This is a genomic window from Clostridium omnivorum (assembly GCF_026012015.1).
Lineage (GTDB): Bacteria > Bacillota > Clostridia > Clostridiales > Clostridiaceae > Clostridium_AX > Clostridium_AX omnivorum.
On sequence record NZ_BRXR01000001.1, the window covers coordinates 4,014,999 to 4,028,852 of the forward strand.

The following is a 13,854-nucleotide window of genomic DNA, read 5'->3' on the forward strand; positions in this document are numbered from 1 at the left end:
ACTCCTTAAAAACAGTCTTCACTATAAGATATTAAAAAAGTTTTTACAATATACATAATAAATAAAAAAAGGGATTTTTAATCAAGTATAGAATAAAAGAAATGGAAGGAGTTTTTATATGATTATTAGGGAAAAAATCCAGAATAATGAAAGAAAAGTTCTAATACCTTATGCTGCTTTTTCAGCTTCTACAAAAGGCCGACATTTGGAGGAAGAAGATGACGAAATAAGAACTCCCTATATGGTAGACCGTGATAGAATTATTCATAGCAAGTCTTTTAGAAGACTTAAGCATAAAACACAAGTATACATAAAAACCTCAAGCGATCACTATAGGACTAGGCTTACCCATACTTTGGAGGTTGCACAGATTGCAAAAACTATTGGTAAGGGTGTTGGACTTAATGAAGATTTAATTGAGGCTATTGCTTTAGGTCATGATATTGGTCATGTTGCTTTTGCACATAATGGGGAAGAGGTTTTAAATAAGCTGCTTCCTGGAGGATTTAAGCATAATGTTAACAGTGTAAGGGTGTTAACTAGAATAGAGAAACAGGGAAAAGGGTTAAATTTAACAAGTGAAGTTTTAGATGGTATTCTTTATCACAGTGGTTTTTCAACTAGTGCTAAAAAGTCATATACTTTGGAAGGACAGGTTGTAAAGTATAGTGATAAAATAGCATACGTAAATCATGATATAGATGATTCTATAAGGGCTGGACTATTAAAGGAAGCTGAGATACCTATTGAGCTTCTAAAAACCTTAGGAGAGTCCCACAGCACTAGAATAGATACGCTGGTTAAGAATTGCATATATTCCACTTTGAAAAATATAGATAGTAATAAGCCTGAAGTTACTTTAAGCAGTGATATTGAAAAAACTTTATCAGAATTAAGAAATTTTATGTTTGAGAATATATATAAGGGAGTTATTCTACAAGAGGAAAGAAATAAGGCAAGATTTGTTTTAGAACAGGTTTTTATACATTTTTATAATCATCCTGAGAATATGCCAGAGTTTTATAGGACTATTGTTGATAAAGAAGGACTTTATCAAGGGGTAGCCGATTATATTGCTGGAATGAGTGATGACTATTGTCTTGCAACTTTTAATAAAATATATGTTCCAAAGTTTGTAATATATTAAAAATAGAGAATAATTTTTACTATATATTGGGCAAAATATTATTTGCTTAGATTAAAGGAATGTATGCAACCATGTAGAATATAATTTTATTATGCATTTTTAATAAAAAAGTAGAAATTAAGAAGGAATATAGTAATTTATGTCGAATATAAATAATCTTGTTGTGAAAAATAAATAGTTAGGTGGGAGGATTCATTGATATCAGAAGATACCATCCAAAAAGTTAAAGAACAAAATGATATTGTGGATGTAATATCTGAGAGCGTTAGGCTCAAAAAGTCTGGCAGAAATTATTCGGGACTGTGTCCTTTTCACCATGAAAAAACACCTTCTTTTAGTGTATCTCAGGATAAACAGATTTATAAATGCTTTGGCTGTGGAGAAGCTGGTAATGTCATAACTTTTGTTATGAAATACAGAAATCTTGGCTTTACAGAAGCTTTAAAGCTTTTAGCTGAAAGGGCGAATATTCAGATTGAGGAAGAAGGACAAAAGACTGTAAGAAAAGATCCCTATGAAAGGTTATACAAGATTAATACTGAAGCTGCAAGATTCTTTTACAAAAACTTGCAGGGAAGTAAAAGCTCTAAAAGCTATTTTTTAGGAAGAGGTATAACTGAGGGGACCATAAGAAGATTTGGACTTGGATATGCGCTGGATAACTGGGTTACGCTTTTAAAATATCTAAAAAGTAAAGGCTATTCAGAGTTAGATATGTTAAATGCTGGGCTTATAATTAGGAATGAAAAAGGAAACTATTATGATAGGTTTAGAAATAGAGTTATGTTCCCAGTATTTGATAGCAGGGGTAGGGTCATAGGATTTGGAGGTAGAGTTTTAGACGATTCTAAACCAAAGTATTTAAACTCACCAGAAACTGCAGTATTTAAAAAAGGCACAAATCTTTATGGACTAAACTTTTCAATCAAGAATAAAATAGAAGATAGAACAATAATTATTGTTGAAGGCTACATGGATTGTATATCTCTTCATCAATATGGAATAACTAATGTTGTAGCGTCATTAGGAACAGCACTAACAATTAATCAGGCAAAACTTCTTAAGAGATATGTAGATAAGGTAATAATTTCTTATGATGCTGATTTAGCTGGTCAAAGTGCTACTATAAGAGGACTCCAAATATTAAAAGGTGAGGGGTTTGACGTAAGAGTACTTACTGTGCCTCAAGGTAAGGATCCAGATGAGTATATAAGAAGTAATGGCAGAGATGCGTTTTTAAAGCTCATTGATAATGCTTTACCTCTTATAGATTATAAAATTAAAAGGGCAAAAGAGGGAATTGATTTAAACAATCATGAGATGGTTATTTCATTTATTAAGAATGCAGCTGAAATTATCTCAGATTTAAATCCAGTAGAAAAAGATATCTACATAAAACAGATATCTGAAGAAGCTGGCATAAAAGAGCAGGCAATTTATGACTTAATAAGTGATAATATTCACAAGAACAGCAGCAATATGCAAGATATGAATACTTTGGATAATTTTGGACAAAAATTATATGTAGAGCCTTCATATATAAAGGCGGAGAGAAGTATTCTTAGACTAATGCATGATGAAAAAGATGCTTATGATGCTATAATTAAAACTATTTCAAAAGATCAATTTATAATGGAAAGCCATAAGAAAATATTTGACCTTATATGTGAGAACATAGACTTGGATCATAAGGAAAGGCAGAACCGCATTGAATTAAATTGCGATAATATAGAAAGTTCTAAAGAATGGACTCATATATTGGAAATGGAACTAATATATGAGGATGAAGATTTTGAAAAATTAATATTAGATTTTACAAAAGAAATAAAAAAATACAGGTTAGAGGAGTCGAAAAAAGAAATTATGAATAAAATTAAACAATGTGAATTGAATGGACTTATGGATGAGTCTCTTAAGCTAGCTCAGGAACTAATTTATATACAAAAAGAACTTGGAAGATTGTAAGCATGGCGGAAGGAGGTAACTATATGAAAGACAAAGGCGCAAAAATGGTAATAGTTAAAAGACTTATTGAAAAAGGCAAAAAAAGCGGTACTCTAACCTATAAAGAGATTATGGATGAACTAGAAGAAATTGATATAAGTCCAGAACAAATTGAAAAAGTTTATGAAGTCCTTGAAAATATGGGCATTGACGTTATTGGCGATATGCAGGATATGGAGGTTCAAGAAGAAGACTTAGACCTTTCAGTGCCAGAAGGAATAGCTATAGATGATCCTGTAAGAATGTATTTAAAGGAAATTGGAAAGGTGCCTCTATTATCACCTGAGGAAGAAATAGAACTGGCAAACAGAATTGAACAGGGTGATCAAGCGGCTAAAAAGAAATTAGCTGAAGCAAACCTCAGATTAGTTGTTAGTATAGCTAAAAGATATGTAGGAAGAGGCATGCTTTTCCTTGATTTAATACAAGAAGGTAATTTAGGCTTAATTAAGGCGGTAGAAAAGTTCGATTATAGAAAAGGCTTTAAATTTAGTACATACGCTACTTGGTGGATTAGGCAGGCTATTACACGTGCAATAGCTGATCAGGCAAGAACGATAAGAATACCTGTACATATGGTTGAAACTATCAATAAACTAATAAGAGTATCAAGACAACTTCTCCAGGAATTAGGTAGGGAGCCACTTCCAGAAGAAGTTGCAAAGATTATGGATATGCCAGTTGATAAAGTAAGAGAAATTATGAAAATTGCTCAAGAACCTGTATCTTTAGAAACTCCAATTGGAGAGGAAGAGGATAGCCATCTTGGTGACTTTATACCTGATGATGAAGCTCCAGCACCTGCTGAAGCTGCAGCGTTTACAATGCTTAAGGAGCAGCTTATTAATGTATTAGATACACTTACTCCAAGAGAAGAAAAAGTATTGAGACTAAGATTTGGACTTGATGATGGAAGAGCAAGAACTCTTGAGGAAGTTGGAAAAGAGTTTAATGTAACTAGAGAGAGAATAAGACAGATTGAAGCAAAAGCTCTTAGAAAATTAAGGCATCCAAGCAGAAGTAAAAAGTTAAAGGATTATCTTGATTAAGCACCTATCTTTATGGTGCTTTTTCTTATAAAGAAGATTATAAAATTATGAATGTGCTGGAACATATGTAAAATGTTGGGTATAATTATCTTTATCAGTAATATTATAAATATATAGACATTTCTAATGATACAAATACTATGTTATAATAATTAGAAGAAGGTGATAAAATGAATAAATTTAAAGCGTTAAAGGGAACCGGGGGATACTATGTACTAGCATCAATGATTATATATGATGCTCTAATTGTGGTACTATTAATGCTAATAAACTCTTATATAATAACAATGCTTCTTAAGTTATTGCTTGCAGGCTGTACCTTATACCATATTTATTATATTTTATTATCCATAAACTTATATTATAGTATGGATGAAAATAAATTTTATATAAATGGTGCATATGGATTAAGAAAAATTAATTTCTTATTAAATGAAATTGACGGTTATTCAATATCTGAAGGAACTATTAAAGGGTTAAGACTTTCTGGATTTGGAAGATCTTCTTTTGCATACGGCGAGTTTTTAATAAATAAAATCGGTACAACCAGAATGTATGTTACTGCTAATAAAGAAATTTTATATTTAAAAGTAAGAGATATGAACTATGCGGTTTCTCCAGAAAACTTGCAGCAAATCCTATCATTTTTAAATTCAAGAGGAATAAATCAGTTGGAATGGGAAACTAAAAGAAATAAGGATTTACATTTGTATAAGGAAAAACGATATTCCATTCCGTTCTTTATTACTAGTTTAGTAACTTTAGTTATTACTTTAAATCCATTTATTCTTTATTTAACGAATAAACTGCCAAGTAAGATGCCTCTTAATTTCGATGCTGCATTTATACCTGTTGAGTTTGGTACTGGCAAACAATTTGCGGTTAATCAGGCTATTTATGGGTTTCTTAATATGGCTATATTGTTTTGCATGTATTATGCATCGTTTTTTTATGCCAGATATGATAAAAAATCAGGAAATAAATTTATATATGGTGCATTAGCTATTGCCATAGTGTTTTTAATAATACAATTAAGGGTTCTATATACATTTAGATAATTAAATACTATGGACTTATATGCGTCTATTAAAAGTACAAAAGTATTTATGTTATAACATTTACTAAAGAATAAGAAAAACAGGAGGATTTATGGAGCTTGGAATAAGACTTAACAAGATAGCATCAATGGTAGATAGCTGTGAGTGTGTTGCTGATATAGGAACAGATCATGCTTATATTCCAATATTTCTTGTAGAGGGAAAAATCTGTAATAGGGCAATTGCCTCTGACATAAATTATGGACCAGTGAAGAAAGCTGAAAATAATGTGAAAAATCATCATTTGGAGAATAAAATTGATTGCCGTCAGGGGGCTGGCCTTAGAACTATTAATATAGGTGAAGCACAGAGTGCCATAATTGCTGGTATGGGTGGAAATCTAATTAGGGATATAATTGAAGAAAGCATGGAAATATTCAAAGATTTATCTACTGTAATATTACAGCCTGTACAAAACCCAGAGGTTTTAAGACAGTACATTTATAATAGTGGATATAATATATTAGCTGAGGAATTATGCTATGAGGAAGGTAAATACTACGAGATAATTAAGATTTCTTATTCGAAGAATTATCGTGAAATGGAGCCTATATTTTATGAGATAAGTGAGAAGCTTATTGAAAAGAAGCATCCATTAATTAAGCAATACATAAGCTATAAATTGAATAAATACAGCAAAATATATAATAATATTAATGAAATAACAGAAACAGCTTTAGCACGAAAGAAAGAGTTACGCTATAAGATTGAAAAACTAGAGGAGTTGCAAAAACTATGTCTTTAAAAGTTAAGGATTTTAGAGCGATTATTGAAAAATATGCGCCAAAGGAGCTTAAGGAAGATTACGACAATGTAGGACTTATGGTAGGTGATCCTGAAAGTATTATAACATCAATATTGATTGCATTAGACTGTACCTTTGAAGTTATTGATGAAGCAATTGAAAGGCAGTGTAATCTTATTTTTACGCATCACCCCTTATTGTTTATAAAACCAAACTCCATTACAACAGAAACACTTCAGGGTGAAAAAATAATAAAGTTAATAAAGAGTGATATTAATTTATATTCTAGCCATACTAATTTGGATGTAGCTGAAAATGGACTTAATGATTTGGTAACTAGAATTTTGGGCTATGATGAATGGGAAATCATAGAACCATATCACTCAAAGAATATTCATGATGATAGCCTAGGAATAGGAAGGCTAGTAACCTTGAAAGAGCCTGTTTTCCTTTCTGAAATGTGCAATAAAGTAAAAAACTCTTTAGGTATCAAAGTACTAAGATATTCTGGTGAAGAAGAAATGTCCATAGAAAAAGTAGCAATTATTAATGGCAGTGGTGAAGATTATTTTGAATCCGCTAAGAATATGGGCGCGCAATGTATAATAACCGGAGATACTACTTATCATTTTGTAAGTGATTTTAACGAGCAAAATATAGCAATTATAGATGCAGGACACTTTCCAACTGAATGGGCACCAATGAAGCTTCTTGCAGATATAATTAAAAAGGAAATTATTAATTTAGGTGAAGATGTACCAATTATTGTTTCTGATAAGAGTAAAAATCCATATAAATATAAGTAATTTATGAAATTACTAAAGGTTATATTATTAGGAAATCATAATATATATTATTATAATTCAAATAGCTATATGTATAAAAACCAAAAGTGGTATAAAAATATATTTGCTTTTTAAATTAAGCTGTGATAATATAATATTCGTTGAGTAAGCCAGACGGTCGCTGCTGCTTAATGCAGGAGAGGAAAGTCCGAGCTCCATAGGGCAGGGTGCTGGGTAACCCCCAGTGGAGGCAACTCTAAGGAAAGTGCAACAGAGATATACCGCTAGAATTAATTTCTTATATTTTAAGAAGTTAATGAATGTAGTTTCGTGAGGAGCTACCTAGTAAGGGTGGAAAGGCGAGGTAAGAGCTCACCAGCGCACTGGCGACTTTGCGGCTATGTAAACCCCATCTGGAGCAAGATCGAATAGGAAGGCATCATCGCAAGATGAAGGGGCGGCCCGCTCCGCCTTCGGGTGTATCGCTTGAGCCTATTGGTAACAATAGGCCTAGATAGATGACTGTCAAATACAGAACTCGGCTTATAGGTTTAGTCAACATAACATGAAAAACACTAGGTTAACGCCTAGTGTTTTTGTTTCATAATAAATAAAATATTAGTCCCACTCTTCAATATTTTCTAGGCCATCGAATTGTTCTATAGCCCATTCAATAGCTTCCCTAGGGTCATCAAAACGTTTTCTAGTATTACTAATATAACCTTCTCCTTCGTCTTCCTCTAATTGTTTAATATATATTTCATCCTCTTCATTATAAAGTCTTATCTCGCCATTAATTTCTAGACTCTCAATTAATTCTTCTTTTAATAGTTCGTCATACATTTTTATTCTCCTTTCAAATCTTTTAATATATATTACTTAGCATAGTGACGGATTATTCTTAATAGATTAATTTTAATGGTATAATTACCTTTAATATTGCTAAAAAGTTGGAGATGCTAATTGTCATATTATATTTGATTAAGCTTTATGTTTTTTACTATTATAATGATATATTATAGTATATAATATATATGTATAGATTAAAGAAAAGGATTGATGAACTAATGATTAAAGCAGTTTTATTTGATTTGGATGGAACTTTAATAAATACAAACAACCTAATTATAAAGTCTTTCAATCATACCTTCAAAAAGCATTTAAACAAAACCTTAGATGAAAAAGAGATTGTAATGTTCTTTGGAGAACCTTTAAAGGAAACTTTAGCTCGCTATGATAGAGAAAATGTAGATGCACTTCTTAAAACTTATATGGAATATAATGAAGTAAGGCACGATGAACTTACAAAATCCTTTGAAGGAGTAGAAGATGCAATAAAAGCAATTAAGGAAAGAGACATAAAGGTAGGAGTTGTTACTTCTAAAAGAAGAGTAATGGCGCTGAAAGGTCTTCAGCTTTTCGGATTAGATAGGCTAATGGATGTAATAATAACTCCAGAAGATACAAAGCTACATAAGCCATATGGCGAACCTGTTTTAAAGGCTTGTGAAGTACTTAAAATTAATCCCGAAGAAGCAATAATGGTAGGAGACAGCTACTATGATATTTTATGTGGGAAAAATGCAGGAGCAAAGGCATGTCTTGTTAAATATACTGCTCTTCCAATTGAAGAAATATTAAAGTATGATCCAGATTATACTATAGATAGTATTAGAGAATTAGTAGAGTTTATTGCATAGAATTTAACCTGAAGTAATTGCTTCAGGTTTTTTATTTGTAAATAAAAAGTAAAATCTATAAAAATAGAAGGAAAAAAATGTAAAATGTAGAATATATATTTAAGTGATTTTATTATTAATAATATTAATTTTAAGATCACAAATTATATAAAGGGGAGAAGTATTATGAGAAAATTATATTACTGTGAAGAATGCAAAAGAGTTTTAGATGATGATAAAAAGTGTAGTTTTTGTAATAGCGAATCAGTAAAAGAACTTAATATCGGAGCTCCTGTTAATGTTGTTGGAAGTAAACTTAAGGGTAAAATATTAAAAATAAGTGAAAGTAACGTTAGGCTTCTAATAAGAGATGAATCAAATAACAAGTTTATAAAGGAATATGAGCATAATAAACTTCGAAAGGTAATATAGAAAGATAAATATAAAAAACTGCCTCTAAAAGTAAAAGAGGCAGTTTTATGCTATGTAAGCATTGAGTATAGCATTTTTATAGCTACACCTAAAGACATAGTTATAAAAATAGGCTTTATTAGCTTAGCTCCTTTATTAAGTGCTAGCTTAGTTCCTATTCTTGCTCCAAGAATCATGAAAATAGCTACAGGAATACCAAGTGCATAGTCTATTTTATGATTGATAGCAAACATTATTAGAGCAGTAATGTTGCTTACAAAGTTTAGTACCTTAGCATTTCCACTAGCTTTTACAAAGTCAAAATGAAAAATACTAATTAATCCAAATATTAGAAAAGAACCTGTACCTGGACCGAAAAAACCATCATAAAATCCTAATGCAAAAGCTAATATTATGGCTAGAGCTATATTTTTAGCATTTATGCCTTGAAACTTGTCCTCCATTCCTATAGATTTTGAAAAGAAACTATAAATACCTACAAATAACACTAATATTAAAACTAGAGTATATAAAAAGGTTTGATCTATCATTAGTACTGTATTTACACCAAGTACAGCCCCAATAAGAGTAAAGGGTATAGCAAATTTTAATATTTTAAAATCTACTTTTCCGGAAGTTGCGAATTTAATTGAGCTAGTAAAGGAGCCTGCAGTGGAAGAAAATTTATTTGTACCTAAACTATAATAAGGAGGAACTCCTGCAAGTAAATATGCAGGTACACTTATTAGACCACCGCCTCCAGCAATAGAATCGACTAGTGCTGCAAGAAAACCAGCTCCACATAAAAAAAGTATTTTCATTAGCATATTAACACCGCCTATATAAAAGTCAATATTATTGTAACATACTTTTGAATATTGTTAATATAAAAAAACTAGAGAATTATCTCCAGTTTTTTTAATTATTATTCTGTTTATCGTATACCTTTAGTAGATTATGCTTTAATATCTCATCTGAATATTCAAGTTCCTTTAATCTAGCTGTTCTTTCAGCTTTTAAATCTTCAGTCTCGTTAAGTTTTTCACCACTTGAATAGTCATAATAAGTAGAATTGCTTGAAAGATAGAATACTTTTCCATCTGTAAAAGAACCATTTCTAAATACAACCGTGCTATTTTTAGTGTTTAATAAATCACTTCCTAATAAGTCTTGATTTTGAATGTCTAATATGTTACATAGTGTTGGGTATAAATCTATCTGTCCTGATGTAATATGATTTACTTCAGCATACTCATTACTCGGAAAATGGATCATCATTGGTACCTTTTGAAGTTTAGCCCATTCAAGCTCATTCATATTTTGGATACCCATAAAATCTGCTAAATCTTTTTCATTTTCTTTAGGTATTGCATTATGATCACCATAAAGCACTATTATACTATCTTTAGAAATTCCCTCATCATCAAGCTTTTGTAAAAACATACCAAGCTGTTCATCGGTATAGTGGATAGCTTTGATGTAATTTCCTAAAAGGGTATTTTCGTATTTACCAGTATTAAAATCACCATAATGTTCAGTATCATCAAAGGGAAAATGACTGCTCAAGGTTATGATGAAGCTAAAATAAGGCTTATCCATAGTTTTTAACTTTTCCACTGTTTGATTCAAAAAAGATTTATCACTAAGACCGAGACCCACAGTTTCATCAATATTGAAGTCTTTTTCACTGTAATAATTATCAAAGCCCTCAGCTTTATACATAATATTTCTATTCCAGAAGGTTTCTTTATATCCGTGAAATACATTAGTGCTGTAACCTTGAGTTTTTAACACCTTTGCTATGGAATTATAATCATTATCATAATACATGTAGTATGCTGCACCAGATGGTGAAGGATATAGTGAATTATTTGACAAAAACTCAGCATCAGATGTACCGCCTGAAGAAACTTGATAGTAATAGTTATCAAAATACTTGCTTTGACTAGCAAGTTTGTTTAAATTAGGGGTTATTTCTTCACCATTTACCTTAGCATTTATAACAAAGTTTTGCAAAGCTTCTACTTGAATCATTATAAGATTCTTACCCTTACCAACACCTTTTAAAGCTGTGCTGCTTTCAGTAGTATTGGCCTGAAGATAGTTTTGTATTTCTTCCTCCTTTGTTTTGGATATAGCCATTTTTCTTGAAGCATCATTTTTTAGAGTATTAAATATATCAATACCGTGAGTATTTATTAATCCAAGCTTCTTTTCTATGTAAACTTTATTGTACATGGTGCTTATAAGTCGGGGTTGTTCTTTGGATAATTCATAAAAATAATAAGAATTTGTGCTAACGGCAATTATTAAAATTGAAAATGTAATTGCAAGTCTTTTTACAAAAGAGATATTTTCAAAATTAAAATGCTTTCTTATTTTCATTAATGGTATTATAACAAGAAAGTCACTAAAATAAAGTAAGTCCTGAATTTTAAATATGCTATTAACACTTGATTTTACATCACCTAGTAAAAAACCATTTTTTATTACAGGAATTGATAGTAAGTCTTTAAAATATCTAAAGTAATTAATATCGCATATAATGGCAATACTTATAATTAAATCCATGAGAAAAAGAAATTTAACTCTTGATTTATTCTTTAATAATATGGCTATAGCTAGTATTATTGCTATAGATGAAGCAGTAGGGAAAATTGAACTTTTTAAAAAATAGCCTTCTCCTATTTGAATACTGTACTGTTTTAACTTAATAATTATAATAATGAAAAATAATAGAATATCTATATTAGAAACTGATTTTTTCAAGATCTTATTCATATAAGTCCTCCATTTGTTATTTTATAACGATAAAAGTATAGAACTTTTATATGTATAAACTCAAAATAAATTGTTAATAAATTGTTACGATTTTGTTAAAGAAAATTATAACTGCATAAATATAATTATATTTAGGATATGCAAAAATTATTAAAAAATTTCAAACAATTTTCATACAGCTATAAATTATATTTACATATTTTGAATACTATTGCATAATAGATAATGAACTAATGGAAATTTAATATTTTGGAGGGTAAGAAAATGCTAGATCAAAATAAAAATTCAATGGAAGAGAATGAAGAAGAAGTAGTTTTAAATGAAGAAGAATTAGAAAATGCTGATGAAGTTACTGAGATAAATGAAGAAACCATCCCAGGTAATGAAGAACAAGCTAAGGAAGAAAAGGCAAAAGAAGCTAATGACACTGAAGAAGAAAAAATAGAGGACTTTATTGAGCCTGTAGAGACTTCTAAAGATAAAGTTGTAGGTAAAAAATCCTTCTTTAGAAATTTAATTGCTGCAATTGTGGATGAGGCAGTTATAGGTATAATTTCAGTTGTATTACTTTATTTGGGTGATTTTATATTAAGAGCAGCAGGATATTTTATTAGTGGAAAGATAAGCATGCTACTTATCATATTTGTTGTAGTTTCAATACTTTATCCAGCAATAATGGAAAGTACTAAAAAAGGTAATACTATTGGCAGAAGCATATAATAACACAATATATTAATTAGGAGCAGCGTTCGCATGAAAAAAGGAAACGTATATGATATTTTTATAAAAGAAACAGAATTTCCAGGTTATGGTGTAGGAGAAGTAGAAGGTCATAAGGTTTATATAAAGAATGCCCTGCCAGGTCAAAAGATAAAGGGTAAAATAATAAAAAAGAAGAGTTCTCATGTTGAAGCTAACTTATTAGAGGTGCTTGAAGATGTGGACTATAAAATCCATAATAAGTGTGCTCATTTTGGTCAATGTGGTGGATGCACTCATCAGATGATATCCTACGAAAAGCAATTAGAGTTAAAACAGCAGCAAGTTTTAAAGCTTCTAAAGGAAGCAAATATAGAAGATTATGATTTTTTAGGAATCGAAAAGTCACCTGAAGAGTTTGCATATAGAAACAAGATGGAATATACCTTTGGAGATTATGAAAAAGGTGGAGAACTTACACTAGGAATGCATGTAAAAGGAAAAAGCTTTAGCATATTAACTGTTGATAGCTGTGAAATAGTAGATGAGGACTTTAGGAAAATACTAAATACAGTACTTAGTTATTTTAGAGATAAGAAGTTACCTTACTACAGAGTATTAGCGCATGAAGGCTATTTAAGAAACCTGGTTATTAGAAAGACAAAAAATACTGGAGAAATATTAATCAATATTGTAACAACAACACAAATTGATTTTGACTTAACAGAGTTAAATAATCTTTTATTGCAATTAAATTATAATGATACAATTAAAGGTATAATACATACATTAAATGATTCCCTTGCAGATATGGTGCAAGCAGATGAAGTAAAAATATTATATGGAAGAGATTATATAATAGAAGAGTTACTAGGCTTAAAGTTTAAAATTTCTCCATTTTCATTTTTCCAGACTAATTCCAAGGGTGCTGAAAAGCTATACAGCATAGTACGAGAATTTTTAGGAAAAGCAGATTCTAAGGTAGTGTTTGACCTTTATTGTGGTACGGGTACTATTGGTCAGATTGTAGCACCAAAGGCTAAAAGGGTTTTAGGCATAGAACTTATAGAAGAAGCAGTAATTTCAGCTAGAGAAAATGCCAAACTAAATAATCTTTCAAACTGTGAATTCATTGCTGGAGATGTTGCTAAGGTAATTCAGACTATTGATGAAAAGCCAGATGTTATAATTCTTGATCCACCAAGAGCAGGAGTTCATCCAACAGCAATGGACTATGTAATAAAATTCAATGCTCCAGACATCGTGTATGTATCCTGTAATCCAAAGAGTTTAGCAAATGATCTTAAGGTATTAACTGACAGAGGATATAAAGTTGAAAAGATTAAGCTTATGGATATGTTTCCACATACTCCTCACGTGGAGACGGTAGTTTCATTAAAAAAATAGCAGGAAGATTTGAAATAAATCTTCAGGAAGAGTAATTGGAGGAGGATACA

At 30.6% G+C, this 13,854-nt stretch carries 13 protein-coding genes and 1 other RNA gene; 11 read left to right on the forward strand and 3 right to left on the reverse strand.

All coding sequences use genetic code 11. The features are described 5' to 3' along the window. Positions 1-118: 118 nt before the first annotated feature. From bsdE14_RS18975 to rnpB, 7 genes are all read left to right on the forward strand, one after another. On the forward strand, positions 119-1,147 hold the full coding sequence (locus bsdE14_RS18975; RefSeq protein ID WP_264851564.1) for a deoxyguanosinetriphosphate triphosphohydrolase: 1,029 nt from the start codon (positions 119-121) through the stop codon (positions 1,145-1,147). A gap of 195 nt (positions 1,148-1,342) precedes the next feature. Continuing rightward, positions 1,343-3,112 carry a DNA primase gene (dnaG, locus tag bsdE14_RS18980; protein ID WP_264851565.1) on the forward strand — a complete coding sequence of 590 codons (1,770 nt, stop codon included), beginning with the start codon at positions 1,343-1,345 and terminating at the stop codon, positions 3,110-3,112. Positions 3,113-3,114: 2 nt separating this feature from the next. Then, positions 3,115-4,200, forward strand: coding sequence for an RNA polymerase sigma factor RpoD (rpoD, locus tag bsdE14_RS18985; RefSeq protein WP_264851566.1), 1,086 nt, complete (start codon positions 3,115-3,117; stop codon positions 4,198-4,200). A gap of 170 nt (positions 4,201-4,370) precedes the next feature. Beyond that, complete coding sequence (locus tag bsdE14_RS18990) at positions 4,371-5,258, forward strand: PH domain-containing protein (RefSeq protein WP_264851567.1); 888 nt, start codon at positions 4,371-4,373, stop codon at positions 5,256-5,258. 91 nt (positions 5,259-5,349) lie between these two features. After that, the gene (locus bsdE14_RS18995; protein WP_264851568.1) at positions 5,350-6,042 is read left to right on the forward strand and encodes a tRNA (adenine(22)-N(1))-methyltransferase; all 693 of its coding nucleotides are present in this window, start codon (positions 5,350-5,352) and stop codon (positions 6,040-6,042) included. Continuing rightward, a complete protein-coding gene (locus tag bsdE14_RS19000; protein ID WP_264851569.1) occupies positions 6,033-6,848 on the forward strand; it encodes a Nif3-like dinuclear metal center hexameric protein in 816 nt (271 codons plus the stop codon). Before bsdE14_RS18995 ends, bsdE14_RS19000 begins: the two co-directional genes overlap by 10 nt. A 141-nt stretch (positions 6,849-6,989) precedes the next feature. Continuing rightward, positions 6,990-7,389, forward strand: an RNA gene (gene rnpB, locus bsdE14_RS19005) — RNase P RNA component class A. A 56-nt stretch (positions 7,390-7,445) separates the two neighbouring features. On the opposite strand, the gene bsdE14_RS19010 is transcribed toward rnpB, so the two are convergent. Beyond that, complete coding sequence (locus tag bsdE14_RS19010; RefSeq protein ID WP_264851570.1) at positions 7,446-7,670, reverse strand: hypothetical protein; 225 nt, start codon at positions 7,668-7,670, stop codon at positions 7,446-7,448. Positions 7,671-7,861: 191 nt separating this feature from the next. On the opposite strand from bsdE14_RS19010, the gene ppaX reads away from it, so the two are divergent. Both ppaX and bsdE14_RS19020 read left to right on the forward strand, forming a co-directional pair. After that, on the forward strand, positions 7,862-8,527 hold the full coding sequence (ppaX, locus tag bsdE14_RS19015; protein ID WP_435382570.1) for a pyrophosphatase PpaX: 666 nt from the start codon (positions 7,862-7,864) through the stop codon (positions 8,525-8,527). A gap of 165 nt (positions 8,528-8,692) precedes the next feature. Beyond that, a complete protein-coding gene (locus tag bsdE14_RS19020) occupies positions 8,693-8,938 on the forward strand; it encodes a hypothetical protein (protein ID WP_264851571.1) in 246 nt (81 codons plus the stop codon). 50 nt (positions 8,939-8,988) lie between these two features. Here bsdE14_RS19020 and bsdE14_RS19025 read toward each other — a convergent pair whose 3' ends face one another. Further along, positions 8,989-9,744, reverse strand: coding sequence for a TSUP family transporter (locus bsdE14_RS19025; protein WP_264851572.1), 756 nt, complete (start codon positions 9,742-9,744; stop codon positions 8,989-8,991). 91 nt (positions 9,745-9,835) lie between these two features. Then, positions 9,836-11,698 (reverse strand): LTA synthase family protein, encoded by a 1,863-nt coding sequence (locus tag bsdE14_RS19030; protein WP_264851573.1) that lies wholly within the window; start codon positions 11,696-11,698, stop codon positions 9,836-9,838. A 264-nt stretch (positions 11,699-11,962) separates the two neighbouring features. Between bsdE14_RS19030 and bsdE14_RS19035 the strand changes: the two genes are divergently transcribed. After that, positions 11,963-12,418 (forward strand): RDD family protein, encoded by a 456-nt coding sequence (locus bsdE14_RS19035; RefSeq protein WP_264851574.1) that lies wholly within the window; start codon positions 11,963-11,965, stop codon positions 12,416-12,418. A 33-nt stretch (positions 12,419-12,451) separates the two neighbouring features. Continuing rightward, the gene (gene rlmD / locus bsdE14_RS19040) at positions 12,452-13,804 is read left to right on the forward strand and encodes a 23S rRNA (uracil(1939)-C(5))-methyltransferase RlmD (protein WP_264851575.1); all 1,353 of its coding nucleotides are present in this window, start codon (positions 12,452-12,454) and stop codon (positions 13,802-13,804) included. Positions 13,805-13,854: the final 50 nt, after the last annotated feature.

Bases quoted from the DNA above. Each gene is read 5' to 3' on its own strand.
- bsdE14_RS18975 (WP_264851564.1), top strand. From the start codon at position 119: ATGATTATTAGGGAAAAAATCCAGAATAATGAAAGAAAAGTTCTAATA.
- rpoD (WP_264851566.1), top strand. From the start codon at position 3,115: ATGGCGGAAGGAGGTAACTATATGAAAGACAAAGGCGCAAAAATGGTA.
- bsdE14_RS18990 (WP_264851567.1), top strand. From the start codon at position 4,371: ATGAATAAATTTAAAGCGTTAAAGGGAACCGGGGGATACTATGTACTA.
- bsdE14_RS18995 (WP_264851568.1), top strand. From the start codon at position 5,350: ATGGAGCTTGGAATAAGACTTAACAAGATAGCATCAATGGTAGATAGC.
- bsdE14_RS19000 (WP_264851569.1), top strand. From the start codon at position 6,033: ATGTCTTTAAAAGTTAAGGATTTTAGAGCGATTATTGAAAAATATGCG.
- bsdE14_RS19010 (WP_264851570.1), bottom strand. From the start codon at position 7,670: ATGTATGACGAACTATTAAAAGAAGAATTAATTGAGAGTCTAGAAATT.
- ppaX (WP_435382570.1), top strand. From the start codon at position 7,862: ATGTATAGATTAAAGAAAAGGATTGATGAACTAATGATTAAAGCAGTT.
- bsdE14_RS19020 (WP_264851571.1), top strand. From the start codon at position 8,693: ATGAGAAAATTATATTACTGTGAAGAATGCAAAAGAGTTTTAGATGAT.
- bsdE14_RS19025 (WP_264851572.1), bottom strand. From the start codon at position 9,744: ATGCTAATGAAAATACTTTTTTTATGTGGAGCTGGTTTTCTTGCAGCA.
- bsdE14_RS19030 (WP_264851573.1), bottom strand. From the start codon at position 11,698: ATGAATAAGATCTTGAAAAAATCAGTTTCTAATATAGATATTCTATTA.
- bsdE14_RS19035 (WP_264851574.1), top strand. From the start codon at position 11,963: ATGCTAGATCAAAATAAAAATTCAATGGAAGAGAATGAAGAAGAAGTA.
- rlmD (WP_264851575.1), top strand. From the start codon at position 12,452: ATGAAAAAAGGAAACGTATATGATATTTTTATAAAAGAAACAGAATTT.